This window comes from Wolbachia endosymbiont (group B) of Longitarsus flavicornis (assembly GCF_964028135.1).
GTDB lineage: Bacteria > Pseudomonadota > Alphaproteobacteria > Rickettsiales > Anaplasmataceae > Wolbachia.
Map to the genome: position 1 here is coordinate 669410 of NZ_OZ034758.1, position 22840 is coordinate 692249.

The following is a 22840-nucleotide window of genomic DNA, read 5'->3' on the forward strand; positions in this document are numbered from 1 at the left end:
CTCAGTACCTTTTTGTTGTCATGCAACCTGCATTCAGAAAAAAGACCGGTGAATGGCAGCTTAGTATAACTCAAACGCTTGTTTACAATATGGATCCCAGTGCTGGGAGGCGCCCTCATGGTAAACAACGTTCATACAACTGTATACGTATAATGCTCGTGCCTGCCATTCACCGGTCTTTTTTCTGGATTCCAGCATTGGCTTCATGGTAGATACAAATGAACGTAAGCTACTTGGTAGTGAGAAAAAAATAATAATGATTACTTGTTGAAGTAAAAAAAAAGTAGTGTAGTATTACACCACGGTAAATATTATACTTAATTGTCAGTACTATACAGCATCCATTTTTTTGTGTCAAGCACTTTTTTTTCACTGAGTATCTGTTCAGAAGAATGTGCAAATAAAGTACGTAGCTGTACAAATTTGCCAAAACAATAAATGGTATCCTGTGCTGGGATCCATTTTTCTATCATCACCAGAAACGTTGATTACTTTTATACCTGTAAATTTAACTGGATCCCAGTGTCAGGGCACTGGGATGACAGAAGAAAAAGGCCTGTATCGGCTACTTCGATGACACTCACAGCCCTGTCATTCCAGCGCGTGACGCTGGAATCCAGAAAAAAAAGAAAAATGGTCAAGCACTGGGATGACACCCATTTAGTTATCTTTTCTCGTCTACCTTGTTTTGCCACCCTGCTGAACGGATACATACCGTTTGTTGCTTTTATTCTATGGTACCTTATCTATCTTGCCGCTCTCCTGCTTCAATCAGTAAGGGATTTCAATATTAATTCTGCACTACTTGCGGGATTGCCGCTTTTTGTAATTGGTCTGCCAATTACGATATAATCAGCTCCTGAATTTATTGCTTCTTTTGGTGTTGCTGTCCTTTTTTGATCATTATGAGCTGAATTCATACGGATTCCTGGAGTAATAATTTTAAAGTCTTTACCACATTCTTGGCGCACTTCTTGAGCTTCTAGTGCAGAGCAAACTATTCCATGCAGTCCAATCTTTTTTGCAAGCTTTGCTAGCAAAATTACCTGTGATTTTGCTTCCCTTGCTACTCCGAGTTCACTCAGATCTTCATTGCCCATACTAGTTAGTACTGTTACTCCAATTAGCTTTATTTTCTTTCCTTGCACTATACTTAGTGCTTCTTTAAGCATTTTTGTTCCACCACTGATATGCAATGTTAGCATTTCAACATCTAGAGCTTTTATTGCTTCAACTGTTCTAGCTACAGTGTTTGGAATATCATACAATTTTAGATCTAAAAAAATTGGTACATTGCATTTTGCAACTTCTCTCACTCCAGAAGGACCATGTGCAGCAAAAAATTCTAACCCAAGTTTTACCATGCCAACCTTATCACGCAGACCATTAGCCCAAGATATGGCTTCATTCAAATCTTGTGTATCCAGTGCGCATATTATTGGGTTCATTATCTTGTATAATTTTTTTTATAATAAGAGTAATTGTTGCATTTTACAATCCATATTCAGGGATTGGTCCACTTGCAATGCTTTGTACAGACACTGAACACGATAATCTGGTCGGAGTGGGTGAACGACTGGCATATCCAAGATCTTCCTGTAAAGAATCAGACGTTTCCTCCGATGTTTTGGAACCTTTCATTGGCTTGAATTGCACAAGCTGCCCTAATATAAATTTTATTTTCTGAGTCTCCCCTAATATTATTTTTTTGCTATAATCTTTAATTGTTTCATTTTCTCTTATCGATTCTTCTATCTTATCTATCACATATTGAAGTTGTTTTATTTGACTGTCTCGCTCTAAAAGTGAATTTCTTAAATTTTTCACTTCGTTATTACAATCTTGTCTTATTCTGTCTAACTCAAAAGATTGATTTTTAATTAAACCGTCTGCTTTATCTAGCTCTTCAAATTTCCTTTTTAACTCTTGAGATAAGTTTTTATTTTTCTGATCAATTTCTTTAAATTTACATTGTAATTCATCTAATTTCACACAAAGTTCTTCTTTTATGTAATTCTTCTTTTTTCATATATAGTATATGTTTCTCTTTACGTAATTTGTCTATTTCCTTAGATAACACCTCTTTTTCTTTAGATAATTTTTCTACTTCCTTATATAATTCCTCATATTTATCATTGTCTATTTTTCTTTTCAATTCGATTATAAGTTTTTTCCTCTCAGTTAGATTAGCTTCTTTTTCCTGTAACTGTTTACACAAATATGAGATTTTATGGAGTAGTTCTTTTTCTTGTGCAGCAAGCTCATCTTTCTCCTTCGTTACTTTTTCTAATTCGTCTGTTATTCCAATTATATGGATCATTTTTGCTTCTAATTTCTCCTCCAAAGATTTTTTTTCTTTAAGAAAAGATTTCCTCTCAGCTTCTGCTTTTCGACCAAATTTTCTTCCTTCCTCGTATAAATTATGCTTTTCTTGAGTCAACTCACGCTCTTTGTGAGCAAATTCCTTTCCCACTTTCCTAGTGTCAATAATTATTTTATACAAAATCATAAAAGCCAAAACAGATAATACAGCTAAAGCGAGAATTAAAGAACTAGGTACATTAATAAGCGCTAAAGATGTAAGTAACGTGAGAGTAGCCAGAGAACTAGCTATAAAATAAAATGTATTATATTTATTAAGTAAATTGCTCATCACCCATATACAAAACTTCAGCAGTCTTGTATATATTGATTAAAATTGTCTTACCTGTAGCTTATCTACTGCATCCATAAAGACATAGCAATATTTGTTGTATCTTCTAAAGGTGATAGATTAGTACTGCTAATACTTGTATTAGGGCTTCCTTGCCCTGAATTTTCTTTATTTTTTGAGCTTTTTTTCTTCTTTTTTGGAAATTTTTGTTCACTTTGTAACTTTTGTTCTATGGTATTCATCTCATTGAATTCCGTAATTGGAGAGATAGAAGTATCGAAAGATTTTTTAGAAAATTTCCTTATTTCCTTTGGTGTAGATGCGTAAAGCGATTTTGGTCTCTGAAATTGACCGTTACCAAGCTCATTTTCGCCTACTCCTTCAAGCTGTGATGAATTTCCATTATTTATATCTAAAGAATGATTTAGTTCGCTCTCGGCTTGTTCAGATTTTTTTACTTCCTCAAGAATATTTTCTACCTCTTCGTCACCTACTTCCAGGTCTTGTTGCATTTCACGCAATCTATTAACTAGTTCCTCAAATGCAAGCTGTTTTATAGTTATTTCACCTGTGTTGACTTTATAACTACAACGCAAACCAACAATATCCTTAAGCAAAAGGATAAACTTTTGCTGCAGAAAAAATACATGTTTTTCTGAAAGTAGAGTTTGATCCTTAAAGCATGAAATTTCTTTTTCCAGAATAGATCTCTTAGATAGTAATTTGTCGTACTCTTCAGAATAACTTTGACTTTCTTCTTCCAAAGCGCTTATATTATTTTTCAACTTTCCACTTTCTTTTCTTTCTCGACTAAAACTTTTTTCTAACTCTTGAGTCCTATCAAAATATTCAGCTTCTTTCTCTTCCGATTGCTTACTTAGTTCTTCTAAATCTACAGTTAGTTTAATCACTTCTTGAGTTTTTTCATTTAACTTTTCTTGTAATCGTCTTTTTTCTTCTTCTAAATACCATGATTTAAGTCCTAGATCAGAAGCTTCAGACCTTTCTTTTTGCAACTGCGCTTCTAACTCTGCTATTTTTTTCTCTTTCGCTGCTAAACATGTCATCAATTCTGTTACTTTTTTAGATTCTAATTCATGTGATTGACTTTCTAATCTCTGGATTTGACTATATTTATCACCTAACTCTTTTTTAGTATCATTCAATTCTTGTTCTAACCTTTTATTTTCATTTATTGATTCATCCAGTTTAAGATCTGATCGCCCTATTTGATCAACTAGTTTTTGTATTTTGACAACTAGAACTTTAGCATATTCTTCCAAGCCTTGCTTTTCTTGCACTAATTCAGCTTTTTCTTTACTTAACTTTTGTATCTCTTTTTGCGCTTTCCTTAACTTCTCCTCTAACTTTTCCTTCTCTACTTTTCTCCTTTCAGATTCACTCTCTACCGAATCACTTAGCTGCTTGAGTTTTTGTGTTACTTCAGCCAAAACTTCATCTTTTTCCCTTACCTTTCCATTTAATTCCTCCACCTCTCTCATTTTTTGCTGTAATTGTTCTAATATAGTTTGATTATTTCCAGTTAATCTTGTATTTTCTTTTTCCAATTTATTAATTCTTTCGTTTAAGCTTTCATCTACAACTTGTGCACTTTTGTCTTGCATTTTAGTACTGCCTATTTGAGCTTCTTTGCTGCCAAGCTCAATTTCTTGAGTTGTTTGAATGTTAATATTTCTATTACTATTTTCTATCACAATCTCAGATGATTTATGATTGCCTTTCTCCTTATTTCTAAATTTTATTTGATACAAGAATAAGTTACCTATTTTTACATCTTTATTTGCTTTCAATTGATCATCAGTAACACGATTACGCTCGATAAGTTCTATACCATTAGCATCAATATTAATTATAATAGTGCACTTTTTTCCGTCCTCATCACACCAATTCAGAGTCATTTCGTATGCACCATCAGTTACAACATAGTGCCTTATTCCTTCTTCAGAAACAAAACCGTGCATTCCATTTTTTCCATTGCTATGCAGAGTTGAAAATCCTGAAATTCCATTATCTTGACAGAAATTACTATTCAAAAACTCACTGACTTTGAATTTGTTTTTATTAGCTCCCAATTTAACTTCTGCACAACTACCATATATTGACACTGTTTCAACACCACTTTCAATATACCCATTCAATACTTTTTTAGCCTTATCTTGAAGCTCTAGTCTCGCCTCCTTTACATTATTGAAATCTTGGATAACGGCTTTATACACTTCATCTTCATTAAAATTGGCATTGTATTTTATTAAAAAAGATAATATGTGAAAACTAGCTACAGCAGTGTGAATTGATTTATTCTTTTCTTTTATCTTACCGAGCAAAAACAAAAACCTTTGAATGAAGTCATGATAATCATCTTTTTGTTCTTCAATTTTATTATTATATGAATTACCAATCATTATTACCTCACAACTAAATAATTAGTATAGTAATACGAATGCTAAGTTACATCAATCAATAAACTTACAGTAAATTTTCCATTCTCAGTTATAAGCTCTGCTTCTGTACTCTCAACCCATTCTATCACTTCAGCATTGCAAACTGACTGCAAATCATGCTGAGCAGAATAATTTAACTCATCCTCTTTTACACTCGCTTTTATCATCAACTTTTGTATAAGATGCTTAACTGATACGTTATTATCTGCTTTTATTTTTCTCACAAGGTTTAATATCTGCACGAAATTATCTCCCATTTCCTCAGAATACTTATCATAGGTAAGTTCTTCCTTGTTAGGCCAATTACTTTTATTGTGAACGGAGTTATAACTATACAACTGATGATATATTTCCTCTGTAATGTATGGCAAAAATGGTGCAAATAACCGCAAAATAATATTGAGTACATATGCCAAACTCTGTTTCGCACTCATGTTTGCCTCGCTGTCCAATGCATCTCCATATGCACGTTTTTTAACTAACTCTAAGTAATTATCACAAAAATCTTTCCAAAAAAATTCTTCTATTGCGCTCAAAGCTTCGCAGTATTCAAACTGTAATAGGTTGTTCGTCGTTTTTTCTATCACTTTATATAATTTGGACAATATCCACTTATCCATCGTCTCACTGATGGAATTTATGCTCAATGCTTGATGTTTTTCCATAAATATGGAAACAAATTTGCTGGCATTCCAAAGTTTCGTAACAAGTCGTTTGCCAATTTTGAAGATATTTTCAGAGTAGACTGTGTCAACTCCAAGTCTTGAGTTTGCTGCCCAATAGCGTACTACGTCAGCTCCATAGGTTTCAAGCATTACATGAGGAGTGATGACGTTACCTTTTGATTTACTCATCTTTTTTTTATCATCAGCCAAACACCAACCACTAATCATGATATTTTTCCAGGGGAGTGAATCTGCATGATAATGCGCCTTCAAAATCGTATAAAAAGCCCAAGTTCTTATTATCTCATGGCTTTGGCTGCGCAGATCTGCAGGAAATATCTTATCATACCGATGGCTTGGTAAACCGAGCTCACTGTTTACTGCTAGTGCACTTAGTTGAGGAGTGATCGCACTTGTTGCCCAAGTATCCATCACATCTTGATCTGGAGTAACTTCTTCTTTAATATACCCTTTCGGCAAATCTTTGAGTGGATCTACAGGTAAATCCTTTACTTCAGCTAGAATGATTTTGCCTTCTTCTCCCTTACGTTTTGAATACCAAACTGGAAATGGTACACCAAAATAACGCTGTCTTGAGATGCACCAATCCCAACTTAGCCCTTCTATCCACACCTCCATACGTTTACGCATAGATTCTGGATGCCAATTACATTTACTCACTTTATCTAATACTTGAGTTTTTTGCTCTAAAGTCTTGACAAACCATTGATAAGTAGGTAATATTTCAAGCGGCGCACCAGATCTTTCAGCACATTTAACAGAATGAGAAATGCTAGTGCTTTCTATTAAAAGTCCTTTTCCACTGAGGATTTCAATGATCCTCTTTCTTGCTTCTTTAACTTTTAGTCCATGGATCCCAGTGTCAGCTACTTGGATGACACCGGCATGTGGCTCCTCTGTCATCTGAGTATCTTGATACTGGGCATCTTTCTCCCCTGTCATCCCAGTGCTTGACACTGGGATCGATTTTTGATCACACACTGCATGCAGGTTTATCCTTCCATCCTGATCAATTATAATTGTCACCGGCAGATTATGCTTTTGCTGCCAATATATGTCAAGCTCATCACCAAATGTACAGCACATAACAAGCCCAGTACCTTTATCTATTTTTACCTTATCATCAGCTATTATTGGAACTTTTTCCTCTGTAATTGCCACTATGGCTATTTCTCCAATCAGATGGGCATATCGTGCATCTTCTGGATGACAAAAGACTGCAACACATGCAGGAAGTAATTCAGGTCGCGTAGTTGCAATATGAATCTGCTCATTTTTTTCAGTGGAAAAAACTATCGTGTTCAAAGATGACTCAAAGACTTTATCCTCTATTTCCGCTTGCGCAATTGCGGTTTTATCAACTGGGTCCCAAAGAATAGGTTGCATTTTCCTGTAGGCATATCCTTTGTTATATAGATCAATGAATGACATTTGAGAAAGTGTCACAGCTTCTTTACTAATTGTGTGATACTCTAAATTCCAGTCATAACTAATACCGACTGATTTAAACAATTCCTTGAATTCCTGCTTTGACTTCTCAATAACTTCATGGCACATCTCTATAAATTCTTCTCTGCCAACTTCTTTTGCACGGGTTTTATAGGTCTGCTCAACTAACCTTTCAGTGGGAAGTCCATTATCATCAAATCCAATTGGATAAAACACATCTTTCCCCAGCATACGTTGAAACCTTGCAATAAAGTCCGTATGGCAATAGCTAAATATATGTCCAATGTGCAACTTTCCCGATATCGTTGGTGGAGGCGTATCTATAGTGAAAGTATTATCCTTTTCACCATTCCATTTATAAACTTTACTACCTTCCCATAATATGTTGTATTTGTCTTCAATTTCTCTAAAGCTGTATTTTTCTTCTAACATAAATATTTTTCAATTTTAAGCTTTAAGTTAGCACAATTGAGCAAATACAGCAATTTTAATGTCTGCCATTTTGATTTAGCATTGTTATGATACAAATCCTCCTTGACTTTATAGTTTTAAACATATTCCATAATAAATTTTTAATATTGAGGTTTATTATGTTTGAGTTTCTTTGTTTAAAATATCTTAAAGATATTCTAACTAGCCGACGCTATATACCCAACTCAGCGAAAATAGAACTAGCAGAACTGATTGAAGGCGTGCTGGAATTAGAGGGTAAAAAAAGTGTAGAAGAGGTAAACAATATATTAAGAAGCAAAATGACAAATGAACTAAAAAAAGATCTTAGAAATGTTCTACGTGAGCGATACTCTTTGCCTAGCTTAGCAAAATTAGGCTTAGCAAAACTGATTAATGAAGTATCAGATGAAATGAAACAAAAAATAAATAAACTTGAACAGCTAGAGATAGAGAATAAAGACTTGCAAACTAAAAAGGATAGAGCTGAACGGTTAAATAGAGCTTTAGAATATGCAAGGAATACAGCTCAGAACGAAAATATAGAATTAAAAGCTGAAAAGAATAAACTAAATACTCAAATCCAGCAATCACAGCAAGAAAAGAAAATATTAGAAGTCAAAAATGAAGCAAATAAACAACTAAAAGAAAAAGCAACATATATCGCTACTGCTAGTAATGGTCTTGCTGTTGGGTTAGTAGTGTATATTACACTTGAACATACAACTAAATTGGACATGTGGTTAATCGTTGTTATAGCAACAGTATCTGCATTCTTAGCTGGTGATTTAATAATGAAACCTAGCTCTCAAGTAAATGGAACACAAGAACCACAAGGAGTAGCAAATAAGAATTCAGTGTAGCTTGATATAGTTTTTTTCATTTCACTGCCTTTCCAAATTTGAAGCAGGTTGTTTGAGCCATAGTACAAAGTAAATATAGTAATTTTACACTAAAATTTTTAGTTTTGTTTCTGTGGGTTAGTTGGTACGAGCCTTGCCTTTAAGAAGATGTAAAATCACAATTATTACGAATAACATTCCACCAATAACTGATATAGCTCCACCCGTAATAAAACAAGCACGTGCCAACATTGATGAAATACTTGGCAGATCTGCAACTTTTCTTAAGGCACCATATCCACCAAGCCAAACAAGTCCAGTAATGTGGAGAAAATGTCCCAAGCTATATGCATAAATCTGTAATCTTACTATGGAGCTTTTTATTTCTTTACAGCCCAATTTTGGTAACAGCCAGTAGACAAAATTCATAAAAGCTATAGTAATACCAACTACAGAAACATGATAATGCGCAGGAATAGTGACATTTCCTTCAATAGTTAGCACTCCAAGCACACCTCCATAAATGAACAATACAAACGAGTGAAGAAGATAATTGCCCTTATCATTGAGCAGGGTTTTTATGTTGCAATACACTAATATTGTTAAAAAGCACGGCAGAACTGCTCCAGCAATTCTCATATGCCAGGTAAAAAACTGTATCAATTCAGCACTATCCGCCGAATAAATAAAGTATATAAACGGCGCACCTACGGTCAAAACTGTGTTTATAAATAGTGGTAAAATGGTAATTTTATTTAGACTAATATAGCGAGCATTCAGTATGATCAAATAAACTAAAAACATTGCTTGAGCAAAGGCAAACTGCAGTAAATGTCCGCCTCCCCAAAAGAGATATTCATAAAATAAATTCTTGTCTGAGTGATATAGACCTGGAGGCATATTTTTATGTGCTAAAACAACACAAAGAAATGATGACACAAGTATAATGACCAGGCCAATTTGTCCGATTGAAAGATATGAGTCTTGTTTATTTGATATGTAGGCTAGAGCTGTATTTATCAATATGCTGGTAATGAAAAGACTGAGTCCAAGTAAAAATAATTTGTTTTGTAATACAGGTATATAGTTACTTTTGATAACTTCAGTATTTGGAACAAATGCAGATATAAACATTAGCAGCATGGAAAGGATTGAGAGAATCCATGAGAAGTTAAACCAATGATTGGTGTTTTTTAAGTTTATGATGAAGAGCAGAGATATTATAGAGCACATCCATACCAAAATTGACAAATTTACGTGTATTACCCCTGCAACAATGTTGCAACAAACATAAAACTAAAAAAAATAATTTCCCGGCAGCTTCTACTCAAAGAACGAGGAGTTGTTTTCACTTATAGAACCAACGATCAACTGACCATCTGTTTCGATGAGTGATATATGAACATATTTATATATTTTCAAGGAAAGCTCATGGGAAAAAAGAAACTGACTGTTCGTGTTAGCTATAGTTATGAACCTAATCGGTTAGCAGAATTGTACTTATTAGATGCATATAAAAAACTAGCATTAAATAAACAAGTAAATGGGAGCCAAAAGGAGAAAATTTTTGAATGTAACAATAGAATCAATTTAAGGGGGAGCAATGATAACTGTTAGTCTGTACGCGAGAGTTTCTTCAGGAAAACAAGTGCAAGGAGATACAATAGCAAGCCAAATTACTGCTATAGAGAATAAGATTAGTGCTGATGGACATAAATTACTAAGTGAATATAAATTTATTGATAATGGTTATAGTGGCTCTGATATAATACGTCCTAGTTTAGAAAAATTAAGAGATCAAATAGCAGAAGGTAATATTAATAAGGTTTATATTCATTCTCCTGATCGTTTGGCTCGCAAATATGTACATCAAATGTTATTAGTTGATGAATTTAAGAAATTGGGTGTAGAAACAGTTTTCTTGAATTGTCAAATTGACGATAATCCAGAATCTCAATTACTATTACAAATACAGGGTATGATAGCAGAATATGAACGTGCAAAAATTATGGAACGAAGTCGTAGAGGCAAGATTCACGCAGCCAATAAAGGCAGTATAAATGTAATGAGTGGAGCTCCTTATGGCTATCGTTATATAAATAAGCATATAGGAGGAGGACAAGCCTTTTTTGAAATTAATGAAGAGGAAGCTGAAGTCATTCGTAAAATGTTTTTTTGGGTGGGAAGGGGAAGAGTAAGCATTGGAGAAGTATGTCATAGATTAAGAGCTATGTCCATCGTAACACGAACAGGAAAAAGGTATTGGGATAGGAGTGTAGTCTGTCGTCTATTACAAAATCCTGCTTATAAAGGACAAGCAGCATTCGGTAAAAAAAAGCTAGGAGTAAAATTAAAACACGTAAGACCACAGAAACGCTCTTGTGAGCAACCGAAAGACAATTATTCTACTTTTCGTACTGATAAAGAAAATTGGATTTATATTCCTGTACCTAATATTATAAACGAAGATTTATTTGATATAGTTCAAGAACAGCTAACTGAAAATAAAAGAATAGCTAGGAGAAGACGAATGGGAGCAAATTACTTGTTGCAAGGTTTAACAGTATGTCAGCTTTGTCATTATGGATATCATGGTATTAGCACTTGCTCTAGCGCTCGTCGAACATATTATCGTTGTACTGGTACGGAGCGAGGTCACTTTGGTGGCAATAAAATGTGTAATAATAGAATGATTCGTACAGATGTATTAGACGTGGCTGTATGGGAAGAGGTAAAATACCTATTGAAAAATCCTACTCGGATATTAGAAGAATACAAGCGTAGACTTTCAGAGATTAAAAAATCACCATTAGATCAAAAAAGTGACTTTCTTGAGAAAAAAGAAGATCAATTAAACTGTGGCATTGCAAGGCTTATTGATGGCTATACTCAAGGATACATCAATGAAGAAGAGTTTAAACCAAGAATTAAAGCAATGAAACAAACCTTACAAATGATCGGAGAGCAAAAGAAAAAGATATTTGATCAAAAAAGACTTGAACAAGACTTAACTCTAGTGGTGACTACTTTAGAAGAGTTTTCTTCTAGCGTTAACTCAAGTCTTGATAACGCAGATTGGCTAACTAGACGTGATATCATTAGAACATTAGTTAAGCGAATTGAGATTAACCATGAAGACGTGCATATCGTGTTTCGAGTAAAAGAGCTGCCAGACTCTTTCACACACAGTGGAAAAGCGGACCAAAGTTTATTGCAACATTGTTGCAGGAGTCAACACCAGTGCATTATCAAAGATATATTGTGCAGAAGGAATGAGAGAAGAAATAAAAGGCAATCGTAGAAAAATAACAATTATTGACAGCACTCCAGAACAAGCAAGAGCAAGTACTGCCAAGAATATCCATTGCCTGCAAAGTGAAGCGTTATTTTGTATGTTGAGCATTTACTTTTAGGTACTATAACATAAGATAGTATACATTTTTCAAATTGATATGAGTAGTTCAAATGAATGACATCACAACAATATCTTTCATCCTGAAAATGCTGCCTGTTTCATATTGGAGTAGTATTACTGACAGCATTAGTTTGAGCTATAGATATTTCTTTTAGTCCATACTTGATAAAAGTTATTACAGTAAGAGAATCTTTACATAATGGTATGACATTACGTTAATGCTTTTGATCCACAATTAAGAACATTTTCGTTGTGATTTACGTTTCTAGTATGTATATTAATGAATCTTGTTTTCACTAAATAATGAAAATAATAATTGTCATGATAATGTTATTGTATAGTAACTATACAATGGCAAGCGAACGAATAAGTTTAGTAGATAAAAAATTATCTCAAGGATATGTAGCTCCAATACTTACAGAAAATAGCGTTATTTTACCAGACAAGAACGGTACCTTATATTCCTTTGATATCGATAACCCAAGAGTTATAAATTGGAAATTATACCTCTCAAGTAGGAAAAAAATTGGTAATATGAGTTTATCGAGCTACAAAGAAAATGTTTTCTTTGTAGTGGATAACATTCTACACACAATAGATGCGAAAACAGGGGAGATTCAATGGGAAAAAGAATTAAGAGCTCCGGCAAGAGGGAAAGCAATAGTAATAAACAATAAGTTGGTAGTATTGACTATTGATAACTATCTACATGTATTTGATATAAAAGATGGCAGCCCCATTTGGGCTTATCAAAATGGTATAAATGAGGTTCGAGGTTTATATTCCATCTCACCAGCAGTCTCTAATGATAAAATAATGGCACCATTTTCAAATGGCGAGTTAATAGCTTTTAATGAAGAAGGTAAAAAACTATGGAGCCAAAAATTAGCTACAAATCTTTTAGACACACAGCTTACAGATGTAACTACTACACCTAGAGTACACGATAATATCTTAATAGCTACGAGCAACTCTTATATTTATAGCATTGACGTAAACTCAGGAAATATTTTATGGTCAAGGCCACTACAAGTAAAAAGTATATCAAACATTGAGTCATATTATAGCCCTCTTATTCCTGCAGAGAAACAAAAAGAAGGCGGAAGAATTTTCATGGTGACTAAAGATAATAAGGTAATTGGCATCGACATACAAAGTGGAAAAACAGTTTGGACATCTGATTTTATAGAGAATGTGCAATTGTTTGTTCCAATTATGTATGCCCATACGCTTTGGGTAACAAGTAATAAAGGTTCAATATTTGCTTTTCCTGGATCTGAAAGTACAGGAAGGGTAATTAAAATACCCGGTAATGTGTTTCATGCTCCAGTATTTACCCATGGTAAGATGTATATAACGACTGAAGGAAATGGTGTTTATTCTTTAGAAAATAGGTTTGTTTTTTATGACTGATTATGATTTAATTATTATAGGTGGTGGTCCAGGTGGTTACAAATGCGCTATTGCTGCTGCAAAACTTGGACTCAAAGTTGCTTGTATAGACAAAAATAGCATTTTTGGTGGCACGTGTTTGCGAGTTGGGTGTATACCATCAAAAGCATTACTCCATTCCTCTTATCAGTATGCTAGCGCGAAAAATAATCTATCAAAACTTGGGATAAAAGTTAAGGATGTAAGTCTCGATTTGAGAGAAATGATAGGCTATAAAGACGCTAGAGTTCAGGAACTTGGAAAAGGCATAGAATATCTGTTTAACCTTTACAAAATTACTAAGATCAATGGACTTGGAAAAATTACTTCTTTTGATCAAGGCAACCTTGAAGTTTCAGTTGAAGGTAAGGTGCTGAAGACAAAAAATATAGTAATTGCAACCGGTTCTGACGTTATTTCTTTGCCAGGAATTAATATCGATGAGAAAAGTATTATTTCATCAACTGGTGCATTGTCTTTAACTGAAGTACCAAAAAAACTTGTCGTAATCGGAGCCGGGGCAATAGGGCTTGAAATGTCTTCTGTATGGAGGAGGCTAGGGTCTGAAGTCACTGTAGTAGAATTTTTTGACAGAATCGCTGCAGCAATGGATGGAGAATTAAGTAAGTCTCTACTTTCTAGTCTACAAAAACAAGGAATAAAATTTTTACTTAGAACTAAAGTTGAGGGAATAAAACAAAGTAGTAACTCTTTGAGTGTGAAAGTTTGCTCTGTAAAAGATAATCAAACAAACACTATAGAGGCGGATAAGGTATTGGTGGCAGCAGGGCGCAAACCATGCTCTGAGGGTCTTGAAAAAATAGAAAAAGACAGTCGTGGCTTTATTAAAGTCAACAATAGTTATGAAACCAACGTAAAAGGAATATTTGCTATTGGTGATGTGATTGGTGGAGCAATGCTTGCTCACAAAGCTGAGGAAGAAGGGGTGGCAGTTGCAGAGATACTAGCAAGGCAATTGCCTCACGTTGATTATGAAATCATACCGTCAGTCATTTACACCCACCCTGCAGTTTCTTCAATCGGTAAAACTGAAGAAGAACTAAAAAGTGCTGGTCGAAAGTATAAAGTTGGTAAATGTCAATTTGCTGCAAACGGTAGAGCAAAAGTCACTGACGATGCTGAGGGATTCGTGAAAGTTCTGACTTGTAGCAAAGCAGATACAATACTCGGTGTACATATCATAGGAGCATACGCTGATACGCTAATCAATGAAGCAGCGGTTGCAATGGCATATGGTGCAGCAGCAGAGGATATATACAGAATTTGTCACTCTCATCCTGATATAAATGAAGCCTTTAGGGATGCGTGCATCGATGCTTTCTTTAAAAAGTAACTGTGGACCTCGGTTCAATCATTGAAAAATGGTATGATTGGCTAAAGTACAACAGGTCTTACTCACCAAACACTTTGGAGTCATACATGAGGGACCTCAAAGATCTTATAAGTTTCCTCAATACTCACATTGGTGAAGAAGTAAATGTTGGCTCTTTAGAAAAATTAAGCATACCTGAACTGAGAAGTTGGTTTACCTCTCGTTATGCAAGAGGTGTAAATGCGAGATCTAACACTCGCGCATTGTCAGTAATCAGAAATTTTTTCAAATATATAAAAAACAATTATGAAATAAATAATGAAGCGGTATTTTCTTTATCAAGGCCAATTCAGAGAAGAACTCTACCTAAAGCACTTTCAATATCTAACATAGAAACTCTATTGAAAGAAATGAAATTGCCTGATCTAGGCGAGCCTTGGGTGGTAAAAAGAGAAATTGCAATTGTCGTTCTGCTATATGGTACGGGCTTAAGAATCACTGAAGCACTGAATCTTAAGGTTAGTGATATTAGCAATGAAAGTTTAATAGTAACAGGTAAGGGAGATAAACAAAGGCAGGTATTTATTCTTCCAGTAGTAAAAAAGTGTATACAAAAATATATAAAAGCTTGTCCCCACTTTGACGAAGCGGGACATCTTTTTGTCGGGGTAAGAGGAAAAAAATTGGGAAGAACTTATGTTGCTAATCGTTTGCAAAAAATAAGAAGATTTTTAAACTTACCAGAAATTTTATCTCCACATGCATTTCGCCATAGTTTTGCTACTCATTTGCTTCAGGAAGATATTGACATAAGATCAATACAACAGCTGCTTGGCCACTCAAACCTTGAAACTACTCAAGTTTACACTCACCTAAATTATCAAGATGTCTTCAATATGTATAAAAACTTTCAGAAGAGTTTGAATAAAAAATCGAAATCTTAACTTAGTCTTAAATCGATAGTATTGCCGAACTGAGTGCTTGCAACATCATTCAGTACTGTACTTGCTTTATATAAGCAATAGTGACCAGCAGAGAGAAAGCAAAACGTTTTGCAAAAGGTTGTGAATGAAAGAGAATAGACAGCAGAATTTAAATTAGAAGCTATGTAAAGAAACAAGTCAAGCAAATAGCAAAAGAGCTAGGCTCTGTGTACAAAATGTTAGCAGGTCAAATTAATTGAGGACGGGGATTTGCGACTAAAGTTCATGCACTTGTTGACGTACTGGGAAACCCATTCAAATTTATTTTGACCTCAGGCTAGAGGAACAAAATTACTCAGTTGACTAAAAATGTCTCTAGCTACACTATATGGCTTCTTTAAAATTTTGTTTACAGAGCCTAGAAAGAAAGCTGAGGAAAAGTAGAGGTTACCTTTACATATGAACTACATCTCAACCTGATATTGTCGTTCCTAATATGTTGGATTTCTTGCATAACTCGAATTCAAAAGTTGATGTCATTCCAGCGCGTGACACTGGAATCCAGATATTGGGTTCCAGCTGGGATGACACCTGTTTATGCAAGAAATCTATTGAAAATTGAGTTAAACTAAAAATTCAGTTTGACACACTTTTGTTAAACATTTTTGGGACGTTAAAATAAACAGATAAATAATTTTCTCTTAAGCTACTTCAACACTTTCATCATGGGTTAAAAGCAACTCCACAAGTTCTTGGCAGTTATCAACTGCACAGTCCAGTACTGTATTCCCTAAATTATTTCTAGCGTTAACGTTTGCATTGTGTTTTAGTAGCGTCCTCGTTATATCAACCTTTTGCCTAATAACAGCCAAGTGTAGTGCAGTGTTGCCATCTTTATCCTTAGCATTAATATTAGCACCTTCTCGAATAAGGCATTCTGCAATATTGCAGCTTCCAGATAAAGCAGAGTAGTGTAATAGAGTTCTACTATTTCTATCTCTAGCATTAACATTAGCACCTTTATTGATTAGAAACTCCACTATTCTTAAGTCTCCACTGAAAGTGGCTTTATAGACAACGCGGTGTAACGCTGTTTCGCCATATTCATTCTTGGCATTAACATTAGCACCTTTTTCAATTAGGCACTTCACTACATTTAATTTTCCATTCTCAGCAGCAAAAAATAATGGGGTTCTGTAGTGTTCGTCCCTAGCATCAACATAAGCATCCTCATTAATTAGGTGTTCCACTATACCCAATTCCCCAACGTCAGCAGCTAAATGTAATGGAGTCATACCACAATTGTCTTTAGCGTCAATATTAGCATACCTTTTGATTAGATATTCCACCATATCTAGATCTCCATTTATAGCAGCAATGTGTAATGGAGTCCTGCCATATTCGCCTTTAGCATTAATGTTATTATTTTTAATAATCAGGTATTTTACTATATCCAATTCCCCAGCGTAAGCAGCTGAATGCAATGGAGTATTATCATATTTATCTTTAGTATTAGTGCTAGCACCTTTATTGACTAGACATTTCATTACATTCAAATTTCCACTCTTAGCAGCAATATGCAACAAAGTTTGACCGTGATTGTCCTTAACATTAACAATTTTTACCAATTCACCTGGGTAATATTTTTCTATATGTGTTATTATTGCACTAATTGCTTTACAATCACCACTTTCAGCAAGCAAGTGCAAAGGGGTGCTTTTCCTTATAAACAGTGTTCCTCCATATACATAAAATGAGTTAAAGTAAAAGTTATCAATCAACTTACCGTATGTACTTGCGTATCCCCATACAAATGCAATATGGCTCATACTACCTTGTGCTAAACCACCACTGTTTATCAATTCCAAAGCTTTCCTTAGAACTTCCTCTTCTTGGCCCTCCTTTTGTAATTTTAATCTAGTTATTCCCTGCACTACTCTGTGAATACTTGCCACTTCCTCTTTCAAGTCAATCATTGAATATCTATCGAGTAGCTCAACAGCCTTCCATAACTTTTCCTTATCCTCTGCTATTAACTTTGAAAAGACTTCTTCTATATGAATCTTGTCAGGAGCAAGATAAGCCATTGTTTCCAGAATATTCAACGCTTCACAGCCATATTCTTTTTGTATATGTGTCATCGTAGTATTACAAGTTATTGAAACTGCTTCAGTATAACGATCTTCGCCTTCACAATCTCCTTCTTTAAGTGACTTTCTTGTATGTTGTTGGAATTCCTTTAAGTAATCACTTACCTCAAATCTTCCATAACCTCTCAACTTTGATTTTTTATTTTTGTTGCAAATATATACGGTTGCTTGTTTTAAAGCCAAGGGAACATACTGCAGCTTTTCTGTTAATTCTTCTATTTCCTGATCCTGTAAATTGTCCTCTATGTTCAAAGCTTTTTTAACAAACTCGCAAGCTTCTGTTTTACAAAATTCATTTAACCGTATTACTTTTATATCTCCTTCTTCTACCGAATCCCATTTTTGATCATGAGAAGTAATTAAAACATAAGGTTTTTTATGTCTAGGGTGTAAAGATGAAGGTAAAAACTTTCTAATGTATTTATATTCTCTTGCATTATCGAAAATAAAAAGACTTTTTATATCTTCGAAATACCTATATACGTCTTTAATAACAGACCTGATTCCCTTTTCTTGTTCAGTGTCTTCTTCTGTAATAGAAATTTTCGAACCTTCAGGTAATCTTTTATTTAGCTTTTTAGCTAATCCTTTAAACGACTCTTCAAGATCCTTTGGTGTTTCTGCATTTATCCGTACAAGGTTACCATCATAATCTTCTTTACGTTTATAAGCATATTCTATAGCCAATCCATTCTTCCCTACTCCGTCAGGACCGCTAATGACAACTATTTGTGATACTTCCGCTTGCTCATTTGTAGTTTTGTGCAACTCTTTGTATATCTTTTGTAATTCACTCCTTCTACCAGTAAACGTTTTAACTGGATACCTCATATTAAACCAAATAGGTTCTTTACGTGCTTGCTGATTATTTAATACTTCTCCTATCTCATCAACCTTTCTTTCTATTCTCTCTACTCCTTGTTCTATCTTACCTAAAGTACTAGCCCATAGCTCCACTTCTCGAAAAAGCTCTTCTCCCTCTTTGTGCGAAAAAGGACGCGCTTTTATATCTTTTACCCAGTCTGATATTTTTTTTAGAAGATCATTACAAAAGATTTGATTGTCACCAGTATAGCCAAACTTTTTGTTCAACCTACTACTAAACTTACCTAGCAATAATTTTCTTAGCTGAGCTTCATGGGGTAAATTAACCACAAACACCGATTCATTTAAAAAGTCTTCTATCTCTTTATTGCTAACTTCCTTGCCTATCTCACGCTTTATAAAATCCATATTTTGTTTCACAAGTATTGAGCAGCACTACCATCTGAATCACTAATTCTATATCTTGCACTATCACCTATATCCAGAAACTCATCTTTCGTGTCTATCCTTACAAATGAAAGTTTTTTTCCTTTATTTTCTCCACTTAACATTGCTCTTAGGTTTCTTACTTCGTGTTGTATTGAATATGGTGAATCAAGATCCATATTCGTAGCAAAAAGAAAATGCTTTATTCCATCACTAAACTTTTCACTATTTTTGATTTTTAAATAGGCAGGAAAAAGTTTTAAAATACTAAACTCACCACTTTTTGTTAATAAGCTACTTACACTGATTTTTTTAGTTCCATCTTGGTTGTGTTTAACTTGTGTAAACTCATATACTATACCTTTATTTTGCTCATGCCGGACAACAATATCATCAAAACCTTGAGCTGACTCTAACTCTGTGTCTATGGAGAAAGAACATTCTTTACCCATCTTAGACATTAGAGATATTACGATCAATAACTCTTGGAAGGTAATACCATGGTAAAAGCGTTTGACCCCCCAATTAATTAGAATCGTCTTCTAGATACATTACCCCTGTTTTTATCCTAATCTTTCACTCAAAACCAAGTTCACCACATCGGGGCTGGCTTTTCCTTTGGTGAATTTCATGACTTCACCAACAAAGAATCCATATAATCTTGTTTTACCGCTTTTGTATTCTTGAACCTTATCTTGGTTGTTATCGATGATTTTATCTATGATCTCTGATATTTGACCTTTATCGGTTATTTGCTTGAGGTCCTGTTCTTCTATAATCAAAGACGCAGGTTTGCCAGTTTCAAACATAATATCAAAAACTTGTTTGCCAAGTTTAGCAGAGATCGTTCCATCGACGATAAAGTCGAGGAGCTCGGATAAAGCATCTGCTTTAATTGGAGAGCTAACAATATCAATATTTGTTTTATTTAAACGACCGAAAAGCTCGACGGTTAACCAGGTAACTGCAATCTTTGAATCATGCTTTTTTGCTAATTTTTCAAAATAATCGGCAATTTCTTTATCAGAAGTGATAACGTCTGCATCATATTCATTGATACCTAATTCCGCTATGTATCGAAGTTTTTTTTGATCTGGCAACTCGGGTAAAGATGATTTAATAGAATCAATTTTGTCTTGGCTTATTTCAACAGGTAGCAAATCAGGTTCAGGGAAATATCTATAGTCACTTGAATCTTCTTTGCTTCTCATCACTTTTGTTTTTCCTAAAGTGACATCAAACAATAAGGTATCTTGACTTATTTCTCCTCCGCTTTCCAAAATTTTGATCTGCCTTTGTGCTTCATAATCTATAGCTTGTACAATATAACGTATTGAATTTAAGTTTTTTATTTCACAACGAGTGCCAAATGTGCTACTGCCCTTTGGGCGAACAGAAACATTTGCATCACAGCGAAGTGACCCCTTTTCCATATCACCATCACATGAACCGATGTAACGCAAAATCTGCCTCAATTTTTTCATGAATTCTGCAGCTTCTGCAGATGAACGAAGATCTGGCTCTGAAACAATTTCCATTAAAGCAACACCTGCACGATTTAAATCTATGTAAGTTTTGCTTTCTTCATGAATACTCTTTCCTGCATCTTGCTCTAAGTGAATTCTTGCGATTCTTATTTCTTTTTCATTATTATTGATAAAAACTTTGCCATTTTTAACTATTGGCTCAAAGAACTGGGTTATTTGATAACCTTGTGGTAAATCGGGATAAAAATAATTTTTCCGGTCAAAGTAAGAGCATTTATTAATTTCTGCAGAAATTGCAAGTCCGGTGCATATTGCTTGCTCTATGCAGCTATAATTTAATACTGGTAGTGTACCTGGCATTGCTGCATCAACTAGAGAAACTTGAGTATTGTGCTCAGTGCCAAATTCCGTTAATGAACTAGAAAATAGCTTTGTCTTAGAAGAAACCTGAGCGTGTACCTCAAGTCCAATTACTGTCTCCCAGTTTTCTTTTGTCATGTATTTTATTCAATTAATAACTTTATATTCTGCAAACTAGCACAAAAAGTCAAATAAAACTCATTTAACCTATGATCCAAGAGCGGTGTATATCAATAATATAAGAGTTACTACAGTTTCTATTGACTAGGCTGTTATATAATAAAGTTAAGTGCTGCCAAAAAATATCTATAGTAGGCCAAAACATAATTTTGATGGCAACTGATTAGCTAACAAATTTATAAACATCAGTATATAGTTCATCAATGCCTGGCTCTTTACTATTTTTAGCAAAATCTTCTGACTTTTTTACTAAATCTCGTATTTCCTTATCAATAGCTTTGCATTCTTCATCAGAAGCGATTTTATTGTCTGTTATATACTGCTTTAAGGTGCTTATAGGATCATGATTTTGCTTCATATCTTCAACTTCTTCTTTTGAGCGATAAGTAGCAGGATCTGACATCGAATGGCCACGATATCTATATGTCTTCATTTCAAGCAAGAGAGGTCCTTTTCCCCCACGTACGTGCTCAGCTATTTCACTTGTTACCTCATAGACAGAGAAAAAATCCATTCCATCAACTTGTTTTCCAGGAATACCAAAACTCTCTCCTCTTTTATATAGTTCAGTTACTAAAGTTGATCTTTGCACAGAAGTTCCCATTGCGTATTCGTTATTTTCTATGATATAAACCACAGGTAACTTCCACAAAGATGCCATATTAAATGATTCATATACTTGTCCTTGATTTGCAGCACCGTCACCAAAATATGTGAATACAACGTTATCTTTTTTCTTGTATTTATTAGCAAATGCTATTCCTGTACCAATTGGGACTTGTGCACCTACTATTCCATGTCCACCAAAGAAATTTTTTTCAACATCAAATATGTGCATGGAGCCACCTTTGCCTTTTGAACACCCTGTTTCTTTGCCGGTTAGTTCTGCCATCACAACATTCGGATCAGAATTACATGCAAGCATTAAGCCATGGTCTCTATAGCTTGTGATAAAAGCATCACCAGATTTTGATGCAGCTTGAGTCCCAACTGCAACTGCTTCTTGCCCTATTGATAAGTGACAGAATCCGCCTATTAATCCCATTCCGTATAATTGTCCTGCTTTTTCCTCAAATCTGCGTATGAGAAGCATTTTTCTGTAGAATCCAATCACCTGTTCTTTAGTGAAATTTTCTGCTTTCATATTGACTTTCTTTTATTAAATTGAGATCATACCAGAAATTTTTAACATTTTATAATACTATCTATATGGACTACTATCACTGGCTTGAAGCTTTTCACGTTATCTCTGTAATTATGTGGGTGGCAGGTATGCTCTATTTGCCAAGGCTTTATGTTTACCATGCATCTGTAAAACCAGGGTCAGAAAATGACAGCTTACTTCAAATAATGGAGAAGAGACTCCTTAGATATATCATAAACCCTGCAATGCTTTTCTCCCTTAGTTTTGGAATTATGCTAATGATTATTAGGGAAGCATATCGCGAAGGGTGGTTTCATATAAAAGCGCTAGCATTATTCTTAATGTTTGCTATTCATGGCCTACTTGCAAAGCATAGGAAAAATTTTGCAGTGGGCTTGAATAAGAAAACTCACGTTTATTTTCGTGTTTTAAACGAAGCAGTAACAGTGTTAATAATAATTATAGTTATTATGGTTATTGTAAAACCTTTTTGATTTTCTAGCCTAATGCTGAACCATTGAATGGAGTATAAGAATTGTTACTAAATAGTTTATTCTGATGTTCCGTAGTCTAAGTAAAGTACTTAAGGTATAGATTCTTTGTTTTTGTGTGTTATCCTGGTTA

17 protein-coding genes are annotated in these 22840 nt (G+C 34.4%); 7 read left to right on the plus strand and 10 right to left on the minus strand.

What is annotated here, in order from left to right; all coding sequences use genetic code 11:
* Nucleotides 1–767: 767 nt before the first annotated feature.
* The 5 genes from pyrF to ABWU45_RS03150 all read right to left on the minus strand — a co-directional run bounded on the left by pyrF (nt 768) and on the right by ABWU45_RS03150 (nt 7682).
* Nucleotides 768–1448 (minus strand): orotidine-5'-phosphate decarboxylase, encoded by a 681-nt coding sequence (gene pyrF, locus ABWU45_RS03130; RefSeq protein ID WP_353278974.1) that lies wholly within the window; start codon nt 1446–1448, stop codon nt 768–770.
* Nucleotides 1449–1491: 43 nt separating this feature from the next.
* Nucleotides 1492–1992, minus strand: a complete 501-nt coding sequence (locus tag ABWU45_RS03135) for a hypothetical protein (RefSeq protein ID WP_010401397.1) — start codon at nt 1990–1992, stop codon at nt 1492–1494.
* Nucleotides 1979–2473 (minus strand): hypothetical protein, encoded by a 495-nt coding sequence (locus ABWU45_RS03140; RefSeq protein ID WP_353278975.1) that lies wholly within the window; start codon nt 2471–2473, stop codon nt 1979–1981. Before ABWU45_RS03140 ends, ABWU45_RS03135 begins: the two co-directional genes overlap by 14 nt.
* 245 nt (nt 2474–2718) lie before the next feature.
* Nucleotides 2719–5076 (minus strand): hypothetical protein, encoded by a 2358-nt coding sequence (locus ABWU45_RS03145; RefSeq protein WP_353278976.1) that lies wholly within the window; start codon nt 5074–5076, stop codon nt 2719–2721.
* Nucleotides 5077–5117: 41 nt separating this feature from the next.
* Complete coding sequence (locus ABWU45_RS03150) at nt 5118–7682, minus strand: valine--tRNA ligase (protein ID WP_353278977.1); 2565 nt, start codon at nt 7680–7682, stop codon at nt 5118–5120.
* A 158-nt stretch (nt 7683–7840) separates the two neighbouring features.
* Between ABWU45_RS03150 and ABWU45_RS03155 the strand changes: the two genes are divergently transcribed.
* Nucleotides 7841–8563, plus strand: a complete 723-nt coding sequence (locus ABWU45_RS03155) for a hypothetical protein (protein WP_353278978.1) — start codon at nt 7841–7843, stop codon at nt 8561–8563.
* A gap of 117 nt (nt 8564–8680) precedes the next feature.
* Here the strand turns inward: ABWU45_RS03155 and ABWU45_RS03160 are convergent, their stop codons facing one another.
* Nucleotides 8681–9775: a cbb3-type cytochrome c oxidase subunit I gene (locus ABWU45_RS03160; protein ID WP_410541953.1), complete on the minus strand. Its 1095-nt coding sequence runs from the start codon at nt 9773–9775 to the stop codon at nt 8681–8683.
* A 165-nt stretch (nt 9776–9940) separates the two neighbouring features.
* On the opposite strand from ABWU45_RS03160, the gene ABWU45_RS03165 reads away from it, so the two are divergent.
* From ABWU45_RS03165 to ABWU45_RS03185, 5 genes are all read left to right on the plus strand, one after another.
* Nucleotides 9941–10159 carry a hypothetical protein gene (locus ABWU45_RS03165; RefSeq protein ID WP_341819653.1) on the plus strand — a complete coding sequence of 73 codons (219 nt, stop codon included), beginning with the start codon at nt 9941–9943 and terminating at the stop codon, nt 10157–10159.
* Nucleotides 10146–11843 (plus strand): recombinase family protein, encoded by a 1698-nt coding sequence (locus ABWU45_RS03170; RefSeq protein WP_353278980.1) that lies wholly within the window; start codon nt 10146–10148, stop codon nt 11841–11843. The genes ABWU45_RS03165 and ABWU45_RS03170 overlap by 14 nt, the downstream gene beginning before the upstream one ends.
* Before the next feature lie 417 nt (nt 11844–12260).
* The gene (locus ABWU45_RS03175) at nt 12261–13370 is read left to right on the plus strand and encodes a PQQ-binding-like beta-propeller repeat protein (RefSeq protein WP_353278981.1); all 1110 of its coding nucleotides are present in this window, start codon (nt 12261–12263) and stop codon (nt 13368–13370) included.
* A complete protein-coding gene (lpdA, locus tag ABWU45_RS03180; RefSeq protein WP_264376823.1) occupies nt 13363–14742 on the plus strand; it encodes a dihydrolipoyl dehydrogenase in 1380 nt (459 codons plus the stop codon). The genes ABWU45_RS03175 and lpdA overlap by 8 nt, the downstream gene beginning before the upstream one ends.
* A gap of 2 nt (nt 14743–14744) precedes the next feature.
* Nucleotides 14745–15665, plus strand: coding sequence for a tyrosine-type recombinase/integrase (locus tag ABWU45_RS03185; RefSeq protein ID WP_353278982.1), 921 nt, complete (start codon nt 14745–14747; stop codon nt 15663–15665).
* 680 nt (nt 15666–16345) lie between these two features.
* On the opposite strand, the gene ABWU45_RS03190 is transcribed toward ABWU45_RS03185, so the two are convergent.
* The 4 genes from ABWU45_RS03190 to pdhA all read right to left on the minus strand — a co-directional run bounded on the left by ABWU45_RS03190 (nt 16346) and on the right by pdhA (nt 22216).
* On the minus strand, nt 16346–19027 hold the full coding sequence (locus ABWU45_RS03190; RefSeq protein WP_353278983.1) for an ankyrin repeat domain-containing protein: 2682 nt from the start codon (nt 19025–19027) through the stop codon (nt 16346–16348).
* Nucleotides 19028–19035: 8 nt separating this feature from the next.
* A complete protein-coding gene (locus ABWU45_RS03195) occupies nt 19036–19506 on the minus strand; it encodes a hypothetical protein (protein ID WP_353278984.1) in 471 nt (156 codons plus the stop codon).
* Nucleotides 19507–19608: 102 nt separating this feature from the next.
* Nucleotides 19609–21030: an Asp-tRNA(Asn)/Glu-tRNA(Gln) amidotransferase subunit GatB gene (gatB, locus tag ABWU45_RS03200; protein WP_353278985.1), complete on the minus strand. Its 1422-nt coding sequence runs from the start codon at nt 21028–21030 to the stop codon at nt 19609–19611.
* A 205-nt stretch (nt 21031–21235) separates the two neighbouring features.
* Nucleotides 21236–22216, minus strand: a complete 981-nt coding sequence (gene pdhA, locus ABWU45_RS03205) for a pyruvate dehydrogenase (acetyl-transferring) E1 component subunit alpha (protein WP_353276463.1) — start codon at nt 22214–22216, stop codon at nt 21236–21238.
* A gap of 65 nt (nt 22217–22281) precedes the next feature.
* On the opposite strand from pdhA, the gene hemJ reads away from it, so the two are divergent.
* Nucleotides 22282–22710 (plus strand): protoporphyrinogen oxidase HemJ, encoded by a 429-nt coding sequence (hemJ, locus tag ABWU45_RS03210; RefSeq protein ID WP_264374712.1) that lies wholly within the window; start codon nt 22282–22284, stop codon nt 22708–22710.
* The last annotated feature ends 130 nt before the right edge of the window (nt 22711–22840 follow it).